This window comes from Nonomuraea sp. NPDC003754 (assembly GCF_053605785.1).
This window is the reverse complement of record NZ_JBSGJX010000032.1, coordinates 19,242-41,372: the sequence shown is the minus strand read 5'-3', so window position 1 is coordinate 41,372 and position 22,131 is coordinate 19,242. Positions and strand designations below refer to the sequence as shown.

Below are 22,131 nucleotides of genomic sequence, written 5' to 3'. Positions count from 1 at the left end.
AGCCAGTCGATCTCGTGTTGATGTCGCTGCTGCGAACGAAAACACGGCCGTCGACGGAGGATGCACCCTCGTCAACGGCCCTCCTGTGGCAGGCGCAGATACGAGGTGGTCGACGTCGAGCCCGCTGGGATCGGTGACGACTTGATCGTCGTAGTAGGAGTACCAGCGGCCGCCTGACAGTTCTGCAGCCATCGCCGATCTGGAGAGAGGCATCGAGGCTTCCTCGATGAGGACCTCCACCCTGGTAGAGCAACCGTCACGATCGGCGTCGATCCAGTGCCTGAAGCTGCTGCGCTGGTAGCCCGCGCGCGATTCGGTGCCCCTGGGGAGAGTGGCGACGGCATCGGCCAGGAGCGGGCGGGCGTAGGTCGGCGTCTGAGGTGCGGCGGATGCCGGCGTGGCGTTGGGTGCGGTGATGGCGACGAGGGCGCCGACCAGGAAGGCGTGGGTGGGCGTGGGGGCTCCACCGCTCATTACTGAGAGTTGTGATTCGTGGGAGTCCGCCGTCTCTACCCGCACAGTAAGAGCCCAGTAGCGAGACGGTTGTCCAGTACTCCTACGAGGCGTTCGCCGATCTGCGTTTCTCGCCGCTGCCGCTGGTTTTTGCGTCATGGGACGAGCAGGTTGATAGCGACGCCGATGGGGATGGAGACGAGGGCGCCGATGCCGATGTAGATCCATTGTTGGCGTCGTTCAGCGCGGATGGTGGCTTCGGTCTCGCCAACGAGAATGTGGCGAATCTTCTCGGCTTCCTCCTTGTTGAGTTCGAGGAGCTTCCGCTGGTGCTCGGCGTCAGCGAGGAGTGTGTCGCGGATCGCTTGCTGGACGTCGAGATCGCGCTGGAGGTCTTCCATCAGTGCGGCCGCTTCTGCGAAGGCCGAGTTGACGGCCTCGATGCGGCGGCGCAGCCGTTCTCCGGGGTCCTCTGCAGCTTCCTTGGTTTTCCGCTCATCGACCCAGTTGACCCACCAAAACACGAGTAGGACTGCGATCATGGTTGCGTAGCGTAAGGCGGTGCTGAGAAGCTCGCCGAAGTTGCGGGGCCATAGCGCGGGCATAGGCTCTGCGACGGCGATCACAAGTGCAACGAAAGCGACGACGGCTATTGCATACCGGTACTTGCGGGCGGTCTTGGCTGACCTGCTACGGGTCTTCATGATGTCATTGCATCGCGTTCGTCTGGGACGGTCGTGCCGCGTGATCGAATCGGGATCTTGGTGCTTGTGCAATGGAGCCCCCGCCGCCTCCCTGTACGAGGGATAGCGGGGGCTCTCTAGGTCGGGAAGGTCTGCTTGGCGAGGCGCCCGGCCCGGTCGTAGGTCGTCGTGGTGGTACGGCCTTCGGCGTCGATCTGCTCAGTACGCCGGCCGAAGGTGTTGGAGCCCAGCTTGGAGGCCGGCGTCTCGCTGACGGCGGTGCCGCCTGTGCGTTCCACCTGCATGGCGGGCAACAGCAGCAGCGCCGGCGCACAGCGGTAAGCGCGGCCCGGATCATGTGCATGTCTTGGTCAGAAGGACGCCGGATCACGTGGGCTTGAGCGTCGGTCCGCAGGTGCGACCCGATACGCCTGTCGAGTTCTCTATGGAGATGGTTGATGGCCGAGCGGGCCAAGGTGAGGCCGGCTGATGAAATACTCTCCCGGGAGTCTCTTTCTCGGTACTTGGCGCAATGGTCCAGGGATAGTGGAGTCAACGTAGAGATATGGGCGCTCCCGGATGAGATCGTACCGATCCGTGTAATGGCGGCGATCTCCGCCTGCATCGCCGAGGCCTTGTCCAATATCGAAAAGCACAGTCAGTCTCGCACCGTCTCTGTCGTCATCACGGTCAGTCCATCCGGCTTGAGGCTGACGATCAGCGACGACGGGTATGGGTTCGAGAAGCTTCGTCCTGGTCCGGGGATCGCTGTGATGCGGGCCGCGATGAAATCGGTTGGCGGATCCTTCGGCATCAATGGCACGCCGGGCGGCGGTACCACGATCAGCGGCGCAGTACCACGTACGCGCTGGTAGATCTATCATGTTTACTACGTGTATGAGCGCTTGTAGGCTCGTCTTGTTCGCGACCCAGCCGCACCTCTTGATCTTGATCGAGAATGTCTGGGACGTCTAGTACTCCAGTGGCACTCGACTTGGCCGCGAGTCCTTCCACCCGTCCTGTACCGGGGTCCGGGGTTACGGAACCGGTACCCGCCAACCTCTGACGCGTTACTGCCAAATATTGAGCGGCTGTGGGCCAACCCCTTCACTCGTTGTCTCTTCGCCCGAACTTCTCCGGGGGTGTGCTGTTCGAAGCGAGCAGTGTGGATACCTGTCGGCTCCAGCACGGATGTAATCGGCGTGATCGTAACGCTGTCTTCACCGCCTTCGGGATATTTGTTTAGTTCGTGATGTCGATGTACGTCGGCAGTTCGCTGCCTATGGGTCCTCTGACAACCACGCTGACGAAAGGTCCATTCGTGAACCCCCTCTCTCCGGACAACTTCTACGAGCCCGTTATCGGACTCGTCATGTTCCTCGTTACTCTGTTCGTCCTCGGTAAACTGCTTGTACCGCGCTTACAGAAGACGCTGGCCGAGCGGGCTGACGCGATCGACGGCGGAATCATGCGGGCAGAGGAGGCCCAAGCCGAGGCCCGGAAGCTCGAGCGGCAATACCGCAAGCAGCTGGAAGAGGCCCGGCGCGACGCGGCGCTGCTGCGGGAGGAGGCCCGCGAGCAGGGCGCGCAGATCAGGGCTGAGCTCCGCGCGCAGGCGCAGGCCGAGGCTCGCCACCTCATTGGGACGGCGCACGCCCAGATCGAGGCCGACAGACAGGCGGCGTTCGCCCAACTCCGTACGGAGATCGGCCGTCTGTCGACCGACCTGGCGGGCCGCATCATTGGCGAGCCATTGGAGGAGGACGTGCGGCATACCGGCATCGTGGCGCGATTCCTGGACGAGCTGGAGAACCGAACGGCCTCGTGAGGCAACGGTCCGACCGTTGGCAAACGCGCGGCAGACCGATCCGCGCGGCACCTTCATCGAGCAGGGCGACAGCAAGCGCGGCGAACCCATCGCCCGCACGCTGAAGGGGTGGACGGCGGTCCGGCCGACCCGCAGCCCGCCGCTGACGTGGTGCTCGATCCCGCGGCTACCTCCACCGTGGATGCGATGGGCCGCAAGACCGCCTACGCCTACTGGATGGACAACCGGCTCCGGCAGAGGATCGCCGACGGCGCCAAGCTGAACGGCTCGGCCACGCCGGCGGACGTGGTGGAGCCGGCCGAGTACGACCCGGCCGGCAACCTGACCCAGCAGATCAACGGCGGCGGCCTGGGCGCCACCGATTTCGTGGTGCCCAAGGCGTGAGGCGGCGCCGGACGGGGCTCGGGACAGACCCTTCCGGCGCCTCTCATTACTACCGCTTCGGGAATCCGATCACGATCATCTCGGTGGCGTCCGTCTTGCCCGGGACGCGGCCGGCGCTGTCCGGGAAGTTGTTGTCCTGCATGACGGCGATCCTGTTGCCCGGCAGAGGGAGCAGGGCCTCCACGGACTGCAGGGGGAACTTGAAGGGGTCGCCGAGACCGTAACCTCCGGCGGGGTCGTCCGAGCCGATGTGGGCAGGGTTGCGCAGGTTCAGCAGGTCGGCGACCTCGGTCTTGACGAGGTAGCCGTCGGCGTCGGTCTTGCGCCGGTCGATCAAGTAGACGCGCTTGAAGGTGGCCTTGGGCCCCTCGTCGTCCTCACGCTCGATCAGGATGGCCCGGTTGGCGTCGAGGGCTTGCATGTCGGCGATGCGGTAGTCCTCGCCGTCCGTCCGGTACTGCCAGGAACGACCGGTGTATTGGTTCTGCTGGGTGTCGAACTCGTAGATGTAGCGCCGGAACGGGTTGGCGTCGTTGGTCAGCCGGCCTTCCACCGCGGGGTAGAGGAAGCGTCCGTCGGGGGAGGAAGCGAGGGCTTCGAAGCCGCGGCTGCCCTGTACCGTCGTGGGCTCGCCGTTCGCCGGCGTCGGGTTGTTCGGGGATTTGAGTGAGGGGTGGGCGATCGGGGCCTGCAGCAGCTTGCCGGTGCTGTCGAAGTGCAGAAGGAACGGCCCGAACTCGTCGCCGACCCACATTGACCCGTCGGGGGTCCGGGTCACCGACTCCGGGTCGAAGTCGCCGCCGGTGAGCAGCCGGTCCGCGGTGTTCTCGTTGACGATCTGGAAGGGGATCTTGTGGTCCGGGTCGGCGAGCGAGAGGAACCGGCCCACGTCGATGGTCCCGGCTCCGCCGCCGGCCGTCTCCCACTGTGGCGTGAAGTGGTAAAGCCGCAGCAGGAAGTCCACCGAGTTGCCCTTGGTCCCGAAACCGTTGTCGGGCATGGCCCAGAACGAGCCCTTGCCGTCGGGAAGCATGGACGAGATGCCGAGCACCAACTGGCTGGGGTAAGGAGGCGTCATGCCGTTGTTGGGGTCGCTGAAGGCGCCGGTGGGTGGGCCGGGGGCCGGGGCGTAGGCGGGCAGTGTGGCGCGGGCGAGCAGGGTCGCGCGAGCGGGGTCACCCGGAGGCGAGGCAACCTTGCCGGCGGCGAAGGCGGGGGTACCGACCAGCATGAGCGCCGCGGTGGCCAAAAGGATGAGAGGGCGACGTCGCACATTTTCTCCTGAGGAGCGGACCAGTGATGGGGCATGGGCGAGTCGGATCAAATCGGTCGACTATTAACTGCGGTTACGGACTTGATGGCGGCAGGCCGTAGGGGTGGCGAAATGCCGGTGACATCCGCTGGTCGCGCCGTCCGGACCGGTGCCGTCCGCCTTCATCCAGCGGGCCGATCGGGCGGTGACGACCAAGCTCCGTTCCACGCGCTGCCGCGCGTCGGGATGGTCAAGCTGGCCCAGATCATCGGTGAGATCGACCCCGTGCTCGGACGTGCCGACTCCGCCGACCACCTGGCCGCCGAAACCGGCAGCGCCTCTCTTCTTTCACGTGTGGCATGGTGGCCGCCTGTCGCAGCATGTTGCGACCTCGCCGTGACGCCGGTGAGATCGTCACCCCTGTCCGCGATGCGACATCGAGCCCGGCTCAGCCCGCGGAACCCCGCCCCAAGCAGGGCCGATGAGGTCGAGCATCACGATGGGAGCGGCCATTGGTCTCCCGGCATGCACAAACAGCCCACAACATCTTCGAGGTTTCCCGCGTCCGACTGACTATGACCTCACTTACCGAGCGCACGAGCCACCCAAGAGCCCGCCGATACGAAGCCTGGACCAACGCCGCCGCCCTGGCCGTCTGCCTGACGGTCGTCCTCGGCGGAGGTACCGCCAACGCGGCCCCCGTGGACGGCGCGGCGGCGCAGGCCGGCGCCGCCATCGCGGCGGATGCCGCCGGCCGGCTGGACCGGGTCGACTGGGCGTCCGTAGTGGAGCCGGCTCTGAACTGCCCCAGACCGGGGCCGCACGCCACCTGGTACGTCGTGCGCGCCCGCGTGGCGGCCGTCGGCGACCTTACCCGTGACGGCAGGCGTGAGACCGTCGTCGTGTCGTCGTGCCCGAGCACGACGTCGAGCAATCCCTTGATCGCCTTTGTCTACGACGGAGCCTCCAAGCCCTCGGCTCCGCGCTTGCTCGGAAAACTCGGCAAGAACCGCTACTTCAAGTCCCTGAAGGTCGCGATCCGGGGCGGGCGTGTGCACCTGCACGGCGAGGCGCTCAGCGACCAGGCCCCCAGATGCTGCCCTGACCTGATCGTCAGCCAAACCTACAGATGGGACGGCACGCAGTTCCGCAGGGCGGCGGAAAAGGCGAACCGCATCACGTGACCGCTGACAGGTCGGGCGTGTTGCACGGACCGCTAGTGCGGGGACGGCAGGCGGCCGGGGTCCGCGGTACTGGCCCAAGGGAGTGGCCCCAGGTCGGACTGCCGATCGGTGCCTGGTTCGTACCGGTCAGCCGGATCTCGTAGGCGATCTCCTCACCGAACCTCCACACGACTTCCTGGCAGATGCGGGCGAGGCCGGCGACGGCCTCGCCCGCCACTGCGCGCAGTGCGGCGGTGATCCTCACGGCCGGGCACGACTCCGCTGCTGAGGGCGTCGAACAGACGCTCCAGGCGGGCACGGTGGTCGTCTGCGATGGTGCCGGCCGCTTCTCCGGCGATCAGGCGCCGGGCGTTCTCCACCAGCGCGGCGGTGAAGAAGGCGGCGAGCAGGGGCCGTCGAAGGCCGGGTCGTGTTCGAGCTCGCCGGCGAGAGCCCGTTGGAGGTCGGAGGCGATCTCTCTGGCGCGGGCGACCAGCGCGGGCGAGGCCGCTACGGTCCGGAAGAAGGGGACGGACCCGTCCGTGTGGCCGGACAGGGCGTGCCGCTCCTTGAGGAGACGGAACGCCGTGTCGCGCAGGGACTGGAGCACTCCGGCGTCCGGGGCGCGGTCGCGTACCGCTGAGCGCAGGATCGACGGCGTCGACCTCGCGGTCCAGGCGGAGGTCATCCTCGCGCGGGAAGTGCTTGAAGACCGTCACGGCCGAGACCCCGGCTGAGAGCCCGCTCAGGGAGTGGGTGTGGCCGCCTGACTCGTCGTTCGCGCAACCCATGTGCGAAGGGTTTCCGACTTGTGCCAGTGCTGATTGAAGTAGTCGGTGAAGTACTTGGCCGCCTCGGGGTCTTCCATGCTCATTCCCCTGATTACCTGCTCCGTTCCACCGGAGAAGGCCAGGAAGACGACGCGCTCGTCGACGATTGCCATGTTCAGCAGGTCCGCCTTGATGTCCCACTCCACCACGTGGGCCTCATAATTCTGAACTTCGCAAGTCTGGTCGAAATGGGTCATTGCCCACTTCCGCATCGCGTCAGAGTTCACGCAGATCAGGCGGCGGACGGAACGAGAGGAGTTGCCTCCGGCCCAGTCAAGCACGGCGTCGAAGTACTGCTTGGCCTCCTTCTGGGCCAGGGTGCTCGGCGGCGCTTGCCGTACGTACCAGACGTCGAGCTGGTTCTCCGCGCCCCGGAGGATCGCTGTGCGGAGAGCGCTGTAGAACTCGGCGTTGTTCTTGTAGCGGCGGAATTCTGTGCACTGGTGGTTGGCGAGCTTCTCCAGGGTCCGGTCCATGCCGCGTAGAGGGAGGAGACACCGTAGAATCGCGTAGAGCGCTACGAAGATCAATGGTAGGAACGCGGCAGGCGGCCAGTCGAAGACGGCGCCCAGAACGCTTGCGCCGACAACGATCACGCAGACGACAGTGATGATGCGGTCTTCGATGCGGTCGAGTGAGAGAGAAGCGAGAGACTTGCGCCGGTTGCGTGGGGGGGTCGCGTCCATGCTGTTGCCTTCCTCGTTATGCTCCAGTAGACGCTCAGAATCGGGAAGTAGTTCCAAGCGGTCTATTCGTGCGGCTCAAACAGCTACAGATCACGACGACACCGATCAGTGCCGTTGAAGAGGAACGGACATATTGTCAACGACGGCCGAATTCTGACTTTCCGTGATAGGCCCCGTTGAGTAGATCACGGTTCGGGTGTTCCGGCCGGTCGCCCAGCCTGATCACGAGCATCCGCAGCGTGTTGATCAAGGAGTTTGTCGCCGTCCTGTTCCCTCATCTGGTCGGCGTGTGCGTTGATCAGGTCTTCCGGCCGGGGACCACGGTAAGGATCCGGGCCAGGACCGGCACCGTGGAGGCCGCCTGCCCGGCCTGTGGAACGCCGTCGCAGCGGGTGCGCAGCCACTACGAACGGCGGCGTCCGATACCGCGGTCGGGAGGCCAGGAGGTGGTGTCGGCCGGCGGTCAGGGCGGACAGGATGGGGAGTCCCGCCCCGCCGCTTCGGGGTAACGCGTGTGGAGGAGTCCGCGGCAGAAGTCGGCGTTGCCCTCGATGCTGACTCGCACGGCACGGGCGAAACGCAGCCGCAGCGCGGCCTCCTCGTCGGGGATCGGCTCGCCGCGCTCGTCGAGAAGCAGCGGCGACTGCGGCGAGCAGTCCAGCCCGAGTTCGGCCCTGCGGTGAAGCAGCCGCGCCAGCTCTGGGGACGGCGGGACCTCACCCAGCCGCAGCCGCGCAGGCGGCAGGCCCTCGGCGGTCAACCGGGTGCCCAACCGGTCGAGGCTCGCCAGGTAGGCCTTGCGCCGGAACGTCAGGCGCAGCTCGTCAGGCTCTCCGCACGCCTCGCCGGGGAAGGACCCGGTGAACCCCGCGCCTTCCGAGACAGCCGCGTTGATCTCGTGGGCCGCGAAATGGTCCTCCAGCCGGACGTCCACCGCGACCACGCCGGGTACCGCTCGTACCGCTTGGCAGGCGTCGGCAACCATCAGGTAGGCGAAGTTCGGCGCGCAGAAGTACGTCGGCAGGCGGAGCCGTACCGAAACGCGCCCCTCGTGGACCTCGGCCTCGCTGACGAACCCGAGCTCGGTGATCGGCTCGTCCAGCTCGGGATCCCGTACGGTCGCCAGCGCGTCCCAAACGTCGCGGTCGAGGGACGGCACGCTCATGCCGGCACTTTCGGCCCGGACCCGACGGGCTCGTCGCTGCCCGCGTGGGCTTCCACGATGTCCAGCTCCGGCGGTACCGGGATGTCGTAGAGCCGGGCGGCGTTGAGGCCCAGGATCTTCTTCTTCACCTCAGGGGTGAGCTCGCCGTACTCTCCGCGCATGTCTTCGGGGATCTGGAAGTCCACGAAGCGTTCGATGAGCCACTTGGGCGTCCAGATCGCGTAGTCGCTGGCGAAGGTGATCCGGTTCTCGTCGAGCCAGTACAGCAGTTCGCCGATCACCTGGGCGAAGTAGCGCGGCCTGGTGTGAATGAACGGCATCACGACGGCGAGCCCGCCGTAGACGTTCGGCTCCTGCGTGGCGATCCAGCAGAAATCCTCCAGCCTGGGTAGCCCACAATGCTCGACGATGAACGTCAGCTCAGGGAACATGCTCGCGACCTCGTCCACGTCGGCCACGTCGAACGCGTCCCGGTTGAGCGGGTAGATCGTCGGCCCCTTGTGGACGTGAATGTTGCGGATCCCGAGTTCCTGGCTTTTCTCGAGGTATCGGTAGGACCACGGGTCGGTCAGTTTCCAGCCCTTCGAAGCGCCCTTCCATTCGGCGGTGTAGAGCTTGACCCCTTTGAGATTCCAGCGCTCCGCCAGCGCCTCGAGCCTTTCGAGCCCCGCCTCACCGTCGCGCGGATCCCACGACCCGTTCACGATGAACTTGTCCGGGTACTTCTCCGCGAGCACCCCGTCCTGCTCGGTGGTGTTGAAGCCGTCCACGAAGAAGTCGTTGAGGTAGGTCGGCTGGAAGATGGCCTTGTCCACGTAGCCGGCCTCGAAGACGTCGTGCAGGATCCGTTCCTCGCTCTGCTGCCAGAACTCCTCCAGCGGCCAGACCTCTGACGCCGGCGAGAGGTTGCGGTGGTAGTCGTAGAAGCAGTTGATGAAACCCTCGCCATAGCGGTTCGCCTGATTCGACGGCTTGGCGTCCCAGAAATGGATGTGCCCGTCGACGACGAAATACTGCCGGCCATCCTTTTCGTACATCTCAGCTCCTCGCGGGTACGAGAATTCCCCGGCCTTGCAGACGGCCGCTGTCCAGGTCGTCCATGGCCTCGTTGACGGCTTCGAGGGGATATTTCCTGGTGTGCAGATGTACTTTTCCCTGCGCGGTCAGGGCCATCAGCTCGTCCAGATCGTTGTACGAACCGACGAGGTTGCCGATCACGTTGATCTCGTTGGAGATGATGTCGATGGTGGGGATCTCGACACGGCCCCCGTAGCCGATCACGAAGTAGGAGCCCGCGCGGCGCAGCATCGCCACGCCTTCGGCTTCGGTGCCTCCCTCGCCGACGAAGTCGAGCACGACGTGCGCGCCGCGCCCGCCGGTGAGGTCGGTGACCGCGTTGAGCTGGCTGCCGTCGGCCGGCACGGTGTGCGTGGCGCCCAACCCCTTGGCGAGCTCGAGTGCCGCCTGCGACCGGTCGACGACGATGATCTCGGCCGACGCCATGGCGGTCAGGCACTGCACGCCGATGTGGCCCAGCCCGCCGGCGCCGATCACCACGATCTGCGTGCCCGGGTAGAGCAGCGGCAGCGCCTTTCGTACCGCGTGGTAGGCGGTCAGTCCCGCGTCGGCCAGCGCGGCGACGTCCGCGGGCTCCATCGAAGGATCCAGCTTGACCACGGACCTGGCGTTGGTGAGGAGGAACTCGGCCATGCCGCCATCGGTGTCGATACCGGGGAACTTCGCGTTGGCGCAGTGCACGTCGTCGCCGGCGCGGCACGCGCGGCACAGCCCGCAGGTGACGAGCGGGTGCAGGATGACCGCGTCGCCGGGCTGCACGCCCGTCACGGCCGAGCCGACATCCCGCACCCAGCCGGCGTTCTCGTGCCCGATCGTGTACGGCAAGGCCACGCCGGACTTCTCCGCCCACTGACCTTCTACGATGTGCAGGTCCGTACGGCACAACCCGGTCCCGCCGATCTCGACCAGCACGTCCAGCGGCCCGCTGATCTCGGGGTCGGGGACGTCCTCGACCACCGGGCGCTTGTTGTACTCGTGAAGCCGTACGGCTCTCATCGCCACTCCCCGACCTACGAAAGGCTGTAGCTCGATCGTTGGAGGGTCACCGGGTGCGGTCAATGGTCGAGAATTCACGGAGCCGGAATTTTGCCCGATATTTCACAAGGCCGGAATTCCGGGGGCGACATTGGGTAACTCCCGGCCCTCTACAGGCGGGATGCCGAGGTTCTCGATCGAGGGCAGCTTGGTGTGTCACCACCCACGGAGCAGTCCCATCAGTACAGGTGGTCGACAGCTCCGACGACGGCGGGGATCGCGCCGTCTCCCCGGCGAAATACCGAGCCGTCTTGCACAGGGTGTCCCGCTCCTCCTTCAGTTCACGCACCCGCCGGCCAGTTCACGCACCCGCCGGCGCAGCTCGGCGTTCTCGGCCTCCACCGCCTCCGGCGACGCCTCGCCCCGGTGCCGGCGCTCTTCGGCCTGCGTCCCGGCCGGCTCGCCTCAACCCGCTCCGTGCGCGCGGACCGGATCCAGTTCCGGAACGTCTCGGGGCCGACCCCCAAGTCGGTGGCGATCCCTGCGCTCGTTGCTCCTGGCCTGGACTCCCGCGTCCTTCTTGAACTGCGGTGGACAGTTCATCATCCCCAACGGGACACTCTCCCGATCTCCCCGAACCAGTAGGGTTCAGGGTCTCAGGTGTCCAGCCCCCGGGCGGAACGCCCGAGTTCTCAGCGGGGCAGCCCGTGCGGCTGAGGCAAGGCCCTCGCGGAGCGTGTGCTGAAATTACTTCACAGAATTGACATTCTGACGAGTCATCCGTGAGGTCGTCAGAGGAGATCCATTTCGACCCTTGTCATTCCCTGCGAGACTGTCCGCACCGTGCCCCCACCGCGTCGGAGCCTGAGGGATGGAAAGCTGACAGATGCGCCTTGACATCATCCGGAGATTCGCCGCTTGGGCGGCCATGAACGCCGACGGCATGATCGCCCTTGCCCTTGCTGTGATCGTAGCCGTGCTGGGCACAACCGTCGATAAACTGCCACCTGGACTCACTGAGAGCGCCACGTTGCTCGTCATGGCCCTTGTGGGGACCACGGTCCTTCGCGATCGGGCCCACTTATCCTGGCGGTTCGAACAACTCGAAAACCTGATCAAAGAGGCATCCCCCACGCTGCGCCGCAGGTCGGTCACGTCCGAAGACGACGACCTCGATCAGCGCTTCCACTATCTGGCCGAGCGGCTGGAGGACACTTTCCAAGAACTGGAAGAGCTTGAGAATGCGATGCGGGCGCGCGCCGCCATGGCCCGCAGGCTCGCGGCCGAAGCAGAATCCAATAGGCGTGAGGCCGAGACGAGTCGTGAAGTAGCGGAGCGGCGCCAGGAAGAGGCCAAGGCGTTCGACCTCCTACTCCAGAGCAAGATCGACGATGTGGCAGAGCGTGTGGAGAAACGCGGCCAAGGCACCCAGCGGCGGTACATGCTCTACGGCGTCGTCCTCGGGGCCACAGCCGCCATCTTGCTTGACGCAAGCAAGGCCCTGTGGGCGTTCTGGACGTAACCCAGCCCCACCGCTTCCCGGACACAGGGACGCTCAGGCGTGCGGACGTGAGGTCTGCCCTGGTAGTGGCAGTGTAGGGCTGTCCGTTGGTGACGGCGGCACCAGTCTGACCAGCGCCGGGTGTTCGTGATCGTGTGGGTGGTGGTCCGGCGACCTGATCGGTGCCCTTGAGGGCCTTGTCGCCCCGCTTGATGTCCACGCCTGGGACCCCGAGCGCACGCAGCTGCGCGCGCTCATGGGGCGGCTCCGTCAGATGACGGTGACGTACTGGGCCAGTTCGCCGCGCGAGGTGATGCCCAGTTTCGGGAACGCCTTGTACAGGTGGTAGGCGACCGTGCGCGGGCTGAGGAACAGGTGGGCGCCGATCTCACGGTTCGAGGCGCCCGTCGCTGCCAGCCGTACCACCTGGAGCTCTTGTGGGGTGAGGGCGGCCAGCGGATCCTCGGCGTGGCGGCGGTCGGACAGGGAGGCGCCGGCGGCCCGCAGTTCGGTCGCCGCGCGTTTCGCCCAGGGAGCGGCGCCGAGCCGTTCGAAGCCCTCCATCGCCGCGCGCAGGTGTGTGCGGGCCTCGGCGCGCCGCTGGTGGCGGCGCAGCCACTCGCCGTACAGCAGTTCGGTGCGGGCTTGCTCGAAGGGCTGATCGGCCTGCCGGTGGAGGGCGAGTGCTCGCGCGTAGCCGTCGCCGTCGCCGCTCAGCAGCGCTTCGCACCGCTTGAGTACGGCATGCGCCCAGGGCTGGTCGATGACGTTCGCCCAGTCGCGGAAACGGGTGAAGGCCGGCCGGGCCCGCTCGGGTGTTCCGGCACGGGCGGCGGACTCGACGTAGTCGGGGCAGGCGTACCACCACAGGAAGGCATGTCGAGCCGGTCCGGCCAGGGCCTGGTCCATGCGCTCGAGCACCGCGGTGTGTCGTCCAGCGGCGAGATCGAGGGCGATCAGCGCGTACGTTCCCCAGCCCAGGCCGGTCATCCACGCCCCGTCCACGTCGTCCGCCCTGGCGGCCAGTTCGCGGCAGCGCTCCTCCTCACCGGCGACGCCGGCGAGCCAGGCGGCCAGGCCGGTGAGATAGTCGTGCCAGTACGGCTGGCCGACGTCCTCGGCGATGTGTATTCCGTCGGCCGCGCTCTCGCGCGCGGCGTGATGTCGTCCATTGGTGAGCTGGGCCAGGGCCAGCAGCATCATGGCCTGCGGCAGGCGACCGGCTCGCCCCGCGGTACGGCACTCGGCGACGAGCCGGGTGGCGTCTTGCAGCATGGCGTGCTGGTCGCCGCGCATGAATCCCCTGTATGCGGCCAGCAACCGCAGGTCGACCGGCACCGATTCCTCACTGCGAAGGCCTGGGCCCGTGATCGCGGCCATGAGGTCGCCCTCCAGCAGGCGGCGCATCCCGTGGTTGAGCGCGTGCACCGCGCCGAGCGGCCCGTCCAGGCGGGGGGTCAGCTCCTCGGTCCGGCGGGCGAGCGGCACCTGGTCGGGATGTGTCCTGCTGCTCCAGACGTACACGCTCGCCAGGCCGAGCATGCTCAGCGCAGACACCGGGTCGGCGGCGGCGATGAGCTCGGCGCCCTCCTGCAGCAGCCGGGTCGCCTCCAGCGGCCGGCCCGCCTGGAAGGCGAGCGTCGCCCGCACCCGCGCCAGCTCCGCTGCCGCCTCCTCGTCCTGCGGCCGGTCGGCGCGGCGAGCCAAGCCCTCTGCCTGCTGCCACAGCCCCGCGTCCAACGCCGCCGTCGCGCCGGCCGTCAACCTGCGTACCTTGGCTGCGGGATCGGCCGACAGCTCGGCGGCGCGCGTGTACGCCGCGGCGGCGGTCGCCTGGCCGCCACGATGCCTGGCCCGAGTGGCAGATGTCTCCAGAGCCGCGGCCACCTGTTCGTCGGGTTCGGTGGTGACCGCCGCCAGATGCCAGGCGCGGCGGTCGTCGTCGACGGTCTTCGCCAAGGCCTGGTGCGCTGCCATGCGCTGGGCGACGTCAGCGGACAGTCGCGCCGCCGTACGAACCAGTGGGTGACGGAAGCGCAGGCCCGCTTCCGTCACTGTGATCAGTCCGGCCCGCTCGGCCGGCGCGAAATCGGTCAGACTGCCGCCCAGCTCTCGCAGCGCCCGCGTCAGTGTGTCCAGAGCGCCGGTGTCTTCCAGCGCCGCCACCAGCACGGACGTCCGGGCCGCGGCGGGCAGCTCCCCGAGCCGCGCGCGGAATCCGGCCACCACGCGGCCAGTGACCGGCTCGCCGCCAAGGGAGAGCGCCAACGGCGCGAACACCTCCGTGCGGGGCAGTTCCAGCAGCGCGAGCGGGTTTCCCTGCGCTTCGGCGACAACCTGCTCACGGACGGCCAGCGCCAACTCGCGATCACTGCCGGCCAGCAACTGCCTGGCCGCGTCGAGGGTCAGCCCGCCCAGTCTCAGCTCCGGCACCACCGATGCCGGAAACGCGCCCACCTCGTCCCTGGCCGCGAAGATGACCGCGACCGGCTCGGCGTGCAGACGGCGGGCGGCGAACAGCAGGGCGTCGGCCGACTCCCGGTCGAGCCAGTGGGCGTCGTCCACCAGGCACAGCAGCGGCCCGTCGGCCGACAACTCGGTGAGCAGGCCCAACGTGGCCAGCCCGATCAGGTACCGTTCCGCGGGCGCGGCTGTGACCGCACCCAGCGCGCCCAGCAACGCATCGGCCTGATTGCGCGGCAACGCCTTGATGCGGTCGAGGACAGAGCGCAACAACAGCTGCAGGGCGGCGAACGGCAGGGTAGCCTCCGACTCCACCCCGCTCACCCGCAGCACGCGGGCCTGCGATGTGGTGGCGGCGTGGTCGAGCAACGCCGACTTGCCGATGCCCGCCTCGCCCCGCACGACCAGCGCTCCGGCCCGGCCGTCGCGAGCGTCGCGGAGCAGGCGGTCGATGATCATCTGCTCGTTCTCGCGCCCGTACAACATCGGTCTCTATGCCGCGATCCCGGCGAAGGTGAGCCGGATCGAGTACAGGTCACCGGCCGAGTTGGTGATGAACAGGTTGTTGCGCTTGGCGCCGCCGAAGGTGAGGTTCGAGGCCGACTCGGGCAGCAGGAGCTTGCACAGCAGGGTGCCATCGGGGTGATAACAGTGCAGGCCGTCGAGGGCGGCGGCCCAGACACGGCCGTAGCAGTCGAGCCGGATACCGTCGAACCAGGCCTCGGCGAAGACCTTGCCACCGGACAGCGTGCCGTCGTCGCGGACCTCGAAGACGCGCATGTGCCGCTTGCGGGTGTCAACGATGTACACCTGGCTCTCGTCCGGAGAGAAGGCCAGCCCGTTGGGGCGGACGAAGTCGTCGGCGACGATCGTCAGTTCGCCGGTCTCCGGATCGAGCCGGTACACGTGGTCTGCGCCGATCTCGCTGTCGGCCGGGCTGCCCTCGTAGTAGCCGGTGATGCCGTAGCGTGGATCGGTGAACCAGATCGAGCCGTCAGAGCGGACGACGACGTCGTTCGGACTGTTGAGCCTCCTGCCCCGGTAGCTGTCGGCAAGCACGGTGATCGAGCCGTCGTGCTCGGTCCTGGTCACCCGGCGAGTCCCCTGCTCGCAGGTGATCAGCCTGCCCTGGCGGTCGACCGTGTTGCCGTTGGCGTTACCGGACGGGCTCCTGAACACGCCGACGGCACCGGTCGTCTCATCCCAGCGCAGCAGCCGGTCGTTGGGGATGTCGCTCCATACCAGGTAGCGCCCGGCCGGGAAGTAGACCGGCCCCTCGGTCTTGCGGCTGCCGCGATGCAACACCTCCACGTAATCGTCGCCGCCGTCAAATCCGAACCGCTCGTCCAGCACCTCGAACCGTGCCTTGAACCTGTCCATTGCCGGACCTCCTTTCGCAAAGGCCATGTCTGCCAGATCCACCTGGCCGCCGATCAGCTCGGCGGCGCGCACCGCGGCCGTGAGTGCCTGGCCCTGCCCGGTCCAGCGATGCACGTCAGGTGCGGTGTCGGCGAACGTGATCGCATGCTCGTCCTGTTGGCGACGACGCGGTCGAGGAGCAGCGCCCAGCACGAGAGCCCTCATGGGAACCCTTCTTTTCGCGTCGTTGAGCGACGCTACTGGTGGGGCGGGGAGTCCCGGATCTGTCAGATGACCGGGTTGTCGGCCAGGTCGAGCCTGGCCAGCCCGATGCGGGAGGTCACGCCCAGCTTGGGGTAGGCGTTGGACAGGTGATAGCCGGCGGTGCGTGGGCTGATGAACAGCCGAGCGCCGATCTCGCGATTGCTCATGCCGGCCGCGGCGAGCCGTACCACCTGCAACTCCTGCGCGGTCAGCCGCGCGACGAGGTCCCCCGCACCCGCTGTGGGCAGCGGATCGGCGCCGGTTGCCCGCAGCTCGCTCCTGGCCCGCTCGGCCCAGGGTGCGGCGCGCATCCGCTCGAACGATTCCAGCGCCGATCCCAGGTGCCGGCGTGCGGCTCCACGCCGTTTGGCACGCCGTAGCCATTCGCCATACAGCAGGTGTGTACGCGCCAGCTCGAACGGTCGCCCGTCCCCGGCATGCGCGGCCAGCGCGGCCTCGAAGGCAGGGCCCGCCTGCTCGTCCGGCGTGAGCAGGGCCCGGCAGCGCAGCGCGATGGCCCGCGCCCACGGTGTGCCCGTCCCGGTCGCCCATCGTTCGAACTGCTCGCACGCCTCACTCGCGTCCCCGCCCAGCCTGGCTACCGCCTCCACCTGCTCGGGCAGGCTGAGCACGGCGACGACGACATGCCGGTTGGGGCCCGCGGTGACGCCGGCGAGCCGGTGCGCCGCCGCCTCATACCGTCCGAAGCCGAGATCGAGCAGGCCCAGCGCGTAGGCGTGCCAGGCGGGGCTCGGCAGGTCCTCGCCGGCCGACCGCCGGCAGCCCGTCTTGTCGCCGTCGATCGCGGACAGTATGGCCAGCACCCCGACGAGCATCGTCACGTAGTGGCGCTGCCCCGTGTCACGCGCGATCTCCAGCCCCTCGATCGCGGTGGCGTGCGCGTCGTGGTGCCTGCCCAGGAACAGCCGGCAGTGCGCCAGTCGCAGCAGCACTCTGGGCAGCGCGCCGAGCGCGCCCTGCTCACGGCACTCCCGGTCCAGGGCGACCGCGTCATCGTGAACGGTCTGGTGGTCGCCGAGCAGCATCTCCCAGCCCTGCAGCCGCGACTGTTCGGACAGGCCGCGATCGTGACGGGTAGCGGTGACGTGCGCCGCGAAATCCCGCAGCGCGGCAGCGCCGGACGCGATGTCGCCCGTGGCGAGCAGGCGCAGCCCGTCGGCGCCCCGGAGGAGAAAGGCATCGGGCACGTCCAGGCCGGACAGCCGGGCAGCGGTGTCCCCGGCTGCTGCCTCAGGGGCGGGCGAGTCCCAGGCCGCCGCCATCGCCTCGAACGTCATCAAGGCACCCGCCTGGCGGTCGAGCGGCGCAACATTCGTGGCCGCGTCGAGCAGGAGTGTGCGCGCTGACTCCGGCCGGCCCCTGGCATGTTCCAACCGGGCCCTCGTCAAGGCCAGGCGGGCGATCCACGCCGGGTCGCGCACGTACGGCAGCGCCTCGCCCGCCAGCGCGGCGGCGTGCTCGATCTGCCCCGCTTCGCTCGCCGCCATGGCCGCTGCGGCAAGGCGGCGCCCCCGGGTGTCCCGATCTTCGGTCAGTTGCGCCGCGCGGCGGTAGGCAGCGGCGACCGCGGCGAGGCCGCCACGCGACCTGAACAGCTCGGCGTTGCGCTCCAGTTCGGTCGCCGCCTGCTCGTCATGGCCCACCGTGGCCGCGGCCAGGTGCCAGGCCCGGCGTCCGCCATCCCCGACCGTCTCGGCAAGTGCGTGGTGCGCGGCCATCCGCTGCGACAGCGGTGCGCTCTGATAGGCGGCGGCGCGTGCCAGCGGATGGCGGAACCTCAAGCGGCCCTCGGCGACGCGGATCAGCCCGGCGTCGGCCGCAGGCCCCAGATCGGCCACCGATGCGCCCATCCGCTGCCCCGCGCGTACGATCAGGGCCGGGTCGCCCGTGTCGTCCGCCGCCGCGATCGTCAGCAGCGTGCGCGCAGGCGCGGGTAGCGCACCGATCCGCGCATCGAAGATCCGCTGGATCCGCCAGGAGACCGGCATGACACCGATCTCGTGCTCGTCCACCGGCTCAATGCCGTCCCGCTGGGCAGGGCTGAGCGCGCCGACCAGCTCCACCAGCGCCAGGGGATTGCCCTGCGCCTGGGACAGCAATCCCTGACGTGCCGAGACATGCAGGTCGGGCGCATGATCAGCGAGCAGGGCCGCCCCGGCCTCGTCGGAGAGCGGCCCCAACTCCACGACCGGCACGCCCGGACGGTCGAACACCGGCGAGCCGTCGCGCACGGCGAAGATCATGGCCACGCGCTCGGCGCCCAGCCTGCGGGCGGCGAACAGCAGCGCCTCGGCCGACTCCAGGTCCAGCCAGTGCGCGTCGTCGATCAACACCACCACCGGCTGCTCCTCGGCCAGCTCGCCGAGCAGGGTCAGCGCGGCGGCACCGACCAGGAAACGATCGCCCGCCGCGCCGTACGGCGGATCGATCAGCCCGCGCAGGGCGCGGGCCTGCTGCTCCGGCAGCCGATCGGCCAGATGACGCACCTCACGGAACAGCACCTGCAATCCCGCGTAGGGGAGCTCGGCTTCCGACTCCACGCCCCAGGCCCACAGCAGCCTGGACTCCCCGGCCGAGGAAGACACGGACTCCAACAGAGTCGTCTTGCCCGCGCCCGCCTCGCCGCGGATCACCACGGCACCGCCACGGCCTTCCCGCGCCCGCGACAGGGCACGCTCAAGCGCGGCGACCTCGGCTGCCCGCCCCCTCAACACGCCCGCCACCCTACCGACCGGTGTGACGAGGCAGGTCGGGCGCGGTACGTCAGTAGTAGTGGCGCATGATCTCGGTGGCCCACGGGGGCTGGGTCGTGGGTCCGACGGGGCCGAACTCGCTCATGTACGGCTTGATGTCCAGCACGGGAGTGCCGTCCACCGCGTCCAGGCCCCGCACGTGCGCCTCCAGCCCATCGACCTTGGTCAGGCGGCAGCGAGAGAGCCCGAGCCGGTTGGGGCGGTTCTTGCCGCGCTGGGCGAAGATCCCGACCAACGGCCAGTCGGTGTTGCCGCGGGGGTGGCGGGCGCCGGTCTCGATCTTCTCGGCCGGCACCCGGTCGAAGAAGTAGATGACCTCCAGGTGCGAGAAACCGTCCAGGCCGGCCAGCGCGTCAGGGCCGAACTGCGCCGCGTCCAACCTGATGACGGCGGAGACCGTCCCCCAATCGTCGTCGAAGACCACCTCCCGCCCGCCGATCACGTGACCGATGGGACGGGCGACCACTTCCTTCAGCATGTGATTCAACGTCCCACATAGAGCCGGTAGGTCGCCAGGATATTGAGCCGATGCAGGTTCCTGCACAGGTCGAGCATGGCGTGCCGGGCGAGGTCCGGCGGGACCTGGTAGGTGGCGAGCGCGGCTGACAGCGCCGGATCGAGTCGCTCGGCCCACGGGTTGGTGCAGGCGGCCATCGTCTCATCCAAGGGACGGCCGGCCCGCACAGCGGCGAGGACCTCCTCGTGCAGCCGTTCCAGATAGGCGATGAGCGTGTCGATGGCGGCGTGCCCGCCGCCCATCGGGCCGTGGCCGGGCACGATCGTCTCCAGGTCGGGCAGCGCCTGCCTCATCCGGCGCAGTGACTCCAGGTACGGCAGCGGACCGCCCTGGAGCAGCATGTGCGCGATGCCCGCGTGCGCCAGGAAATTGCCGGTCCAGGCGGTGCGCGTGTCGGGGACGTAGACGACGGTGTCGCCGGGGCCGTTGCCGGGGCCGAAGTGCCAGAGCTGGACTGTTCGGCGGCCGAGGTCGATCTCGGCGAAGGAGTCGAAGGTGATGTCCGGGAGCCGCCAGCGGGTCACGGCGGTGAGCGACGCCTCGTCGCCGTACATGTTGCCCGACCTGACCTGCTTCTCGTAGTCCAGATCGGCCATGTTCTCCTTGTTGAGGCGTGACGACACGATGACGGTGTCCTCGGGGAAGGCCAGGTTTCCGAAGGTGTGGTCGCCGTGGTAGGTCGTGTTGGCGAGGTAGCGCACCGGCCGGTCGGTCAGCTCGGCGGCCAGGTCCTGGATCTGCCGAGACACCTCGGGGGTGATTCCCGCGTCGACGATCAGGGCGGTGTCGTGGCCGACGACGAGCCCGTTGTTGTCCTTCGGCGGCAGGTTCGCCATCAGCGCGTGGACGCCGGGCGCCAACTCGCGGGGGAGCAGTCGCAAACCTGCGGGTGAGAGGTTGGGTCCGGCGTATCCGGCGGGCCGTTCGGCGATCTCACGGTCGGGGATGCGGGTGGTCACAGCTGGGCCTCCAGACGCTCGAACATCAGCGGCACCTGCTTGCCGAGCTGGGCTTTGACGAGATGCTCTGCCATCTTCGGCACGCCGTCGAGCTCCAGACGGAACTCCACCGCGCACCCACCCTCGGCAGGCAGCACGCCGTACGTCTGAGAGACGCCGGGTCGGGTGCCCGGCGCGGTCCGCAGCGAGATGCGCGCGCCGGGCAGGCATTCGGTCACGGTGAGGGCGATCTCGGTACGGCGGCCCATCACCTTGCGCACCTGGTTGAGGGCGGCGCCCTCCCGCAGTGGACCGTCGAGGTGTGCTTCCAGCACGTCTGACTGCCATGCCGGGTATCCACCCAGGTCGGCCAGCACGGCGAAGACGGCCTCCACCGGCTGGGGATAGCGGGCGACGTGGTCGACGGTGATCATGAGTTGCTCCTCAGCAGTTGGGCGGTGAACGGGTTGAGCTCGTGGGGTTCGTCCTCGCCGATGACGACGGTGCCGCCGAGATTGACCAGGTGGTCGCCGATGACGGCGTTGGGTTCGAAGGCGAAGGTCATCCCGGGGGCCAGCGGGAGTTCGCCGCCCATGGTGGGCACCTCGAACAGCCGGCCGTACTCCTGGGCCTCGGGCACGCGGCGCAGTCCCGCGCCGAAGCCGCAGACGGGCCCCATCGGGTTGAGGGTGTGCACGAGCGGGTGGATGTTCCAGGCATCGGCGATCTTCAACGGGGCCTGCATGGCCTCGACGAGGTCGCCGAAGGTGTTGCCTGGCCGGGCCGCGGCCAGCCCGGCCTCGTAGCTGGCGCGGGCGACCTCGGCGCCCAGCTCGATGTCGGGGTGCGGCTCGCCGACGGCAATGGCGACCTGGTGCTGGGTCTCCCTCATGCCGAACCGGCAGAACACCTCGGCCATGATGACGTCACCGTCGTCGATGACGCGTGGCGCCTGCGGGCGGTAGGACCAGGCGGGCGGGCCCCAGGAGATGAACCCGGGACCGGAGGACAGCAGCATGTCGGGGGCGGCCACGCCGCGCTGGAAGGCCGCCGCCATACCCGCGGCGTACACCTCGGCCTCGCTGACGCCGGGCCTGGCCGCGTTCAGCATGGCCCGGGCCATCGCGTCACCGGCGGCGGCTGAGTGCCGGACGACCGCCAGTTCCTCCTCCGACTGGCAGATGGTGGCGAACAGGTGGCTCAGCCCGACCGGCGTGAAGGTCACCTCGGGCAGCTCGGCGAGTACCTGGCTCCACAAGCCGTGCGGCATGATCGGGTTGATGTGGAAGGGCGGGTAGGGGTCCAGTCCGAGCACGCCGACCGCCGCGGATTCCAGGCGGTGTTCGCGCAGGACCTCGACCACGCCTGCCGCGTGCTTGGCGACGCGGATGTCGCGCGGGGCGATCCACAGTTCCTCGCCGCGTCTGCGTGCCTGGATGTGGTCGGCGACGGGAAGCGTGGACCAGGTCAGCTGGATCGGGTCGGCGTCGCGGCAGAAGATGACGATCGCACCGGGACGGTCGTTGGTGAAGTACACATCCGGCGCGAAGGGCGCCAGGTCGGCGCATTCATGCTCGCCGTAGGCGATGAGAGCTTGGACGCCCTCGGCTTCCATGATCTGCCGGGCGAGCGCCCAGCGGCGGTCTCGCTCGGCGAGAGAGTAGGTGGGAACGTGCATGCCGCCGACGCTACGGACGCGCGGTGGGGCCCGGCTTCCGTCAGCTGACTGTAGTTGCCTGTACGGCCGAGCGGCGCCTCACCCGTCAGGCGGCGTCACCACTCAGTGACGACAAGCGACACGAGTGGTGACCGCAAGCCT

20 protein-coding genes are annotated in these 22,131 nt (G+C 68.3%); 5 read left to right on the top strand and 15 right to left on the bottom strand.

What is annotated here, in order from left to right:
- Positions 1–608: 608 nt before the first annotated feature.
- Positions 609–1,157: a hypothetical protein gene (locus ACWEVS_RS32160; RefSeq protein WP_449930248.1), complete on the bottom strand. Its 549-nt coding sequence runs from the start codon at positions 1,155–1,157 to the stop codon at positions 609–611.
- Positions 1,158–1,273: 116 nt separating this feature from the next.
- A complete protein-coding gene (locus ACWEVS_RS32155) occupies positions 1,274–1,435 on the bottom strand; it encodes an RHS repeat domain-containing protein (RefSeq protein ID WP_452554451.1) in 162 nt (53 codons plus the stop codon).
- Positions 1,436–1,594: 159 nt separating this feature from the next.
- Between ACWEVS_RS32155 and ACWEVS_RS32150 the strand changes: the two genes are divergently transcribed.
- From ACWEVS_RS32150 to ACWEVS_RS32140, 3 genes are all read left to right on the top strand, one after another.
- Complete coding sequence (locus tag ACWEVS_RS32150; protein WP_452554450.1) at positions 1,595–2,011, top strand: sensor histidine kinase; 417 nt, start codon at positions 1,595–1,597, stop codon at positions 2,009–2,011.
- A 446-nt stretch (positions 2,012–2,457) separates the two neighbouring features.
- Positions 2,458–2,964, top strand: a complete 507-nt coding sequence (locus ACWEVS_RS32145; protein WP_452554449.1) for a F0F1 ATP synthase subunit B — start codon at positions 2,458–2,460, stop codon at positions 2,962–2,964.
- A 108-nt stretch (positions 2,965–3,072) separates the two neighbouring features.
- Positions 3,073–3,348 carry a hypothetical protein gene (locus ACWEVS_RS32140; RefSeq protein WP_452554448.1) on the top strand — a complete coding sequence of 92 codons (276 nt, stop codon included), beginning with the start codon at positions 3,073–3,075 and terminating at the stop codon, positions 3,346–3,348.
- A gap of 49 nt (positions 3,349–3,397) precedes the next feature.
- Here the strand turns inward: ACWEVS_RS32140 and ACWEVS_RS32135 are convergent, their stop codons facing one another.
- Positions 3,398–4,621: an esterase-like activity of phytase family protein gene (locus ACWEVS_RS32135; protein WP_452554447.1), complete on the bottom strand. Its 1,224-nt coding sequence runs from the start codon at positions 4,619–4,621 to the stop codon at positions 3,398–3,400.
- A 680-nt stretch (positions 4,622–5,301) separates the two neighbouring features.
- Here ACWEVS_RS32135 and ACWEVS_RS32130 point away from each other — a divergent pair.
- On the top strand, positions 5,302–5,784 hold the full coding sequence (locus ACWEVS_RS32130; protein ID WP_452417750.1) for a hypothetical protein: 483 nt from the start codon (positions 5,302–5,304) through the stop codon (positions 5,782–5,784).
- 337 nt (positions 5,785–6,121) lie between these two features.
- Here ACWEVS_RS32130 and ACWEVS_RS32125 read toward each other — a convergent pair whose 3' ends face one another.
- From ACWEVS_RS32125 to ACWEVS_RS32105, 5 genes are all read right to left on the bottom strand, one after another.
- Positions 6,122–6,451 carry a hypothetical protein gene (locus ACWEVS_RS32125; protein WP_452554446.1) on the bottom strand — a complete coding sequence of 110 codons (330 nt, stop codon included), beginning with the start codon at positions 6,449–6,451 and terminating at the stop codon, positions 6,122–6,124.
- A gap of 57 nt (positions 6,452–6,508) precedes the next feature.
- On the bottom strand, positions 6,509–7,279 hold the full coding sequence (locus tag ACWEVS_RS32120; protein ID WP_452417752.1) for a hypothetical protein: 771 nt from the start codon (positions 7,277–7,279) through the stop codon (positions 6,509–6,511).
- 463 nt (positions 7,280–7,742) lie between these two features.
- Positions 7,743–8,444 (bottom strand): iron-sulfur cluster assembly protein, encoded by a 702-nt coding sequence (locus tag ACWEVS_RS32115; protein ID WP_452554445.1) that lies wholly within the window; start codon positions 8,442–8,444, stop codon positions 7,743–7,745.
- The gene (locus ACWEVS_RS32110) at positions 8,441–9,481 is read right to left on the bottom strand and encodes an amidohydrolase family protein (protein WP_452554444.1); all 1,041 of its coding nucleotides are present in this window, start codon (positions 9,479–9,481) and stop codon (positions 8,441–8,443) included. Before ACWEVS_RS32110 ends, ACWEVS_RS32115 begins: the two co-directional genes overlap by 4 nt.
- 1 nt (position 9,482) lies before the next feature.
- A complete protein-coding gene (locus ACWEVS_RS32105; protein ID WP_452417755.1) occupies positions 9,483–10,517 on the bottom strand; it encodes an NAD(P)-dependent alcohol dehydrogenase in 1,035 nt (344 codons plus the stop codon).
- 865 nt (positions 10,518–11,382) lie between these two features.
- Here ACWEVS_RS32105 and ACWEVS_RS32100 point away from each other — a divergent pair.
- The gene (locus ACWEVS_RS32100) at positions 11,383–12,018 is read left to right on the top strand and encodes a hypothetical protein (protein WP_452417756.1); all 636 of its coding nucleotides are present in this window, start codon (positions 11,383–11,385) and stop codon (positions 12,016–12,018) included.
- Positions 12,019–12,267: 249 nt separating this feature from the next.
- On the opposite strand, the gene ACWEVS_RS32095 is transcribed toward ACWEVS_RS32100, so the two are convergent.
- The 7 genes from ACWEVS_RS32095 to ACWEVS_RS32065 all read right to left on the bottom strand — a co-directional run bounded on the left by ACWEVS_RS32095 (position 12,268) and on the right by ACWEVS_RS32065 (position 21,990).
- Positions 12,268–14,946 carry a helix-turn-helix transcriptional regulator gene (locus ACWEVS_RS32095; RefSeq protein WP_452554443.1) on the bottom strand — a complete coding sequence of 893 codons (2,679 nt, stop codon included), beginning with the start codon at positions 14,944–14,946 and terminating at the stop codon, positions 12,268–12,270.
- Between the two features lie 6 nt (positions 14,947–14,952).
- A complete protein-coding gene (locus tag ACWEVS_RS32090; protein WP_452554442.1) occupies positions 14,953–15,840 on the bottom strand; it encodes an SMP-30/gluconolactonase/LRE family protein in 888 nt (295 codons plus the stop codon).
- A gap of 266 nt (positions 15,841–16,106) precedes the next feature.
- The gene (locus tag ACWEVS_RS32085) at positions 16,107–18,818 is read right to left on the bottom strand and encodes a helix-turn-helix transcriptional regulator (RefSeq protein WP_452554441.1); all 2,712 of its coding nucleotides are present in this window, start codon (positions 18,816–18,818) and stop codon (positions 16,107–16,109) included.
- A gap of 49 nt (positions 18,819–18,867) precedes the next feature.
- Positions 18,868–19,335 (bottom strand): SAM-dependent methyltransferase, encoded by a 468-nt coding sequence (locus ACWEVS_RS32080; RefSeq protein ID WP_449930225.1) that lies wholly within the window; start codon positions 19,333–19,335, stop codon positions 18,868–18,870.
- 5 nt (positions 19,336–19,340) lie between these two features.
- The gene (locus ACWEVS_RS32075; protein ID WP_452554440.1) at positions 19,341–20,333 is read right to left on the bottom strand and encodes an MBL fold metallo-hydrolase; all 993 of its coding nucleotides are present in this window, start codon (positions 20,331–20,333) and stop codon (positions 19,341–19,343) included.
- Positions 20,330–20,746 (bottom strand): SRPBCC family protein, encoded by a 417-nt coding sequence (locus ACWEVS_RS32070; RefSeq protein WP_449930221.1) that lies wholly within the window; start codon positions 20,744–20,746, stop codon positions 20,330–20,332. The genes ACWEVS_RS32075 and ACWEVS_RS32070 overlap by 4 nt, the downstream gene beginning before the upstream one ends.
- On the bottom strand, positions 20,743–21,990 hold the full coding sequence (locus ACWEVS_RS32065; RefSeq protein ID WP_452554439.1) for a M24 family metallopeptidase: 1,248 nt from the start codon (positions 21,988–21,990) through the stop codon (positions 20,743–20,745). Before ACWEVS_RS32065 ends, ACWEVS_RS32070 begins: the two co-directional genes overlap by 4 nt.
- Between the last annotated feature and the right edge of the window lie 141 nt (positions 21,991–22,131).

Excerpts from the sequence above, each read along its gene's own strand:
- ACWEVS_RS32100 (WP_452417756.1), top strand. The coding sequence starts at position 11,383 with ATGCGCCTTGACATCATCCGGAGATTCGCCGCTTGGGCGGCCATGAAC.
- ACWEVS_RS32160 (WP_449930248.1), bottom strand. The coding sequence starts at position 1,157 with ATGAAGACCCGTAGCAGGTCAGCCAAGACCGCCCGCAAGTACCGGTAT.
- ACWEVS_RS32070 (WP_449930221.1), bottom strand. The coding sequence starts at position 20,746 with ATGATCACCGTCGACCACGTCGCCCGCTATCCCCAGCCGGTGGAGGCC.
- ACWEVS_RS32115 (WP_452554445.1), bottom strand. The coding sequence starts at position 8,444 with ATGAGCGTGCCGTCCCTCGACCGCGACGTTTGGGACGCGCTGGCGACC.
- ACWEVS_RS32110 (WP_452554444.1), bottom strand. The coding sequence starts at position 9,481 with ATGTACGAAAAGGATGGCCGGCAGTATTTCGTCGTCGACGGGCACATC.
- ACWEVS_RS32095 (WP_452554443.1), bottom strand. The coding sequence starts at position 14,946 with ATGTTGTACGGGCGCGAGAACGAGCAGATGATCATCGACCGCCTGCTC.
- ACWEVS_RS32065 (WP_452554439.1), bottom strand. The coding sequence starts at position 21,990 with ATGCACGTTCCCACCTACTCTCTCGCCGAGCGAGACCGCCGCTGGGCG.
- ACWEVS_RS32090 (WP_452554442.1), bottom strand. The coding sequence starts at position 15,840 with ATGGACAGGTTCAAGGCACGGTTCGAGGTGCTGGACGAGCGGTTCGGA.
- ACWEVS_RS32125 (WP_452554446.1), bottom strand. The coding sequence starts at position 6,451 with ATGACCTCCGCCTGGACCGCGAGGTCGACGCCGTCGATCCTGCGCTCA.
- ACWEVS_RS32120 (WP_452417752.1), bottom strand. The coding sequence starts at position 7,279 with ATGGACGCGACCCCCCCACGCAACCGGCGCAAGTCTCTCGCTTCTCTC.
- ACWEVS_RS32105 (WP_452417755.1), bottom strand. The coding sequence starts at position 10,517 with ATGAGAGCCGTACGGCTTCACGAGTACAACAAGCGCCCGGTGGTCGAG.
- ACWEVS_RS32080 (WP_449930225.1), bottom strand. The coding sequence starts at position 19,335 with ATGCTGAAGGAAGTGGTCGCCCGTCCCATCGGTCACGTGATCGGCGGG.
- ACWEVS_RS32150 (WP_452554450.1), top strand. The coding sequence starts at position 1,595 with ATGGCCGAGCGGGCCAAGGTGAGGCCGGCTGATGAAATACTCTCCCGG.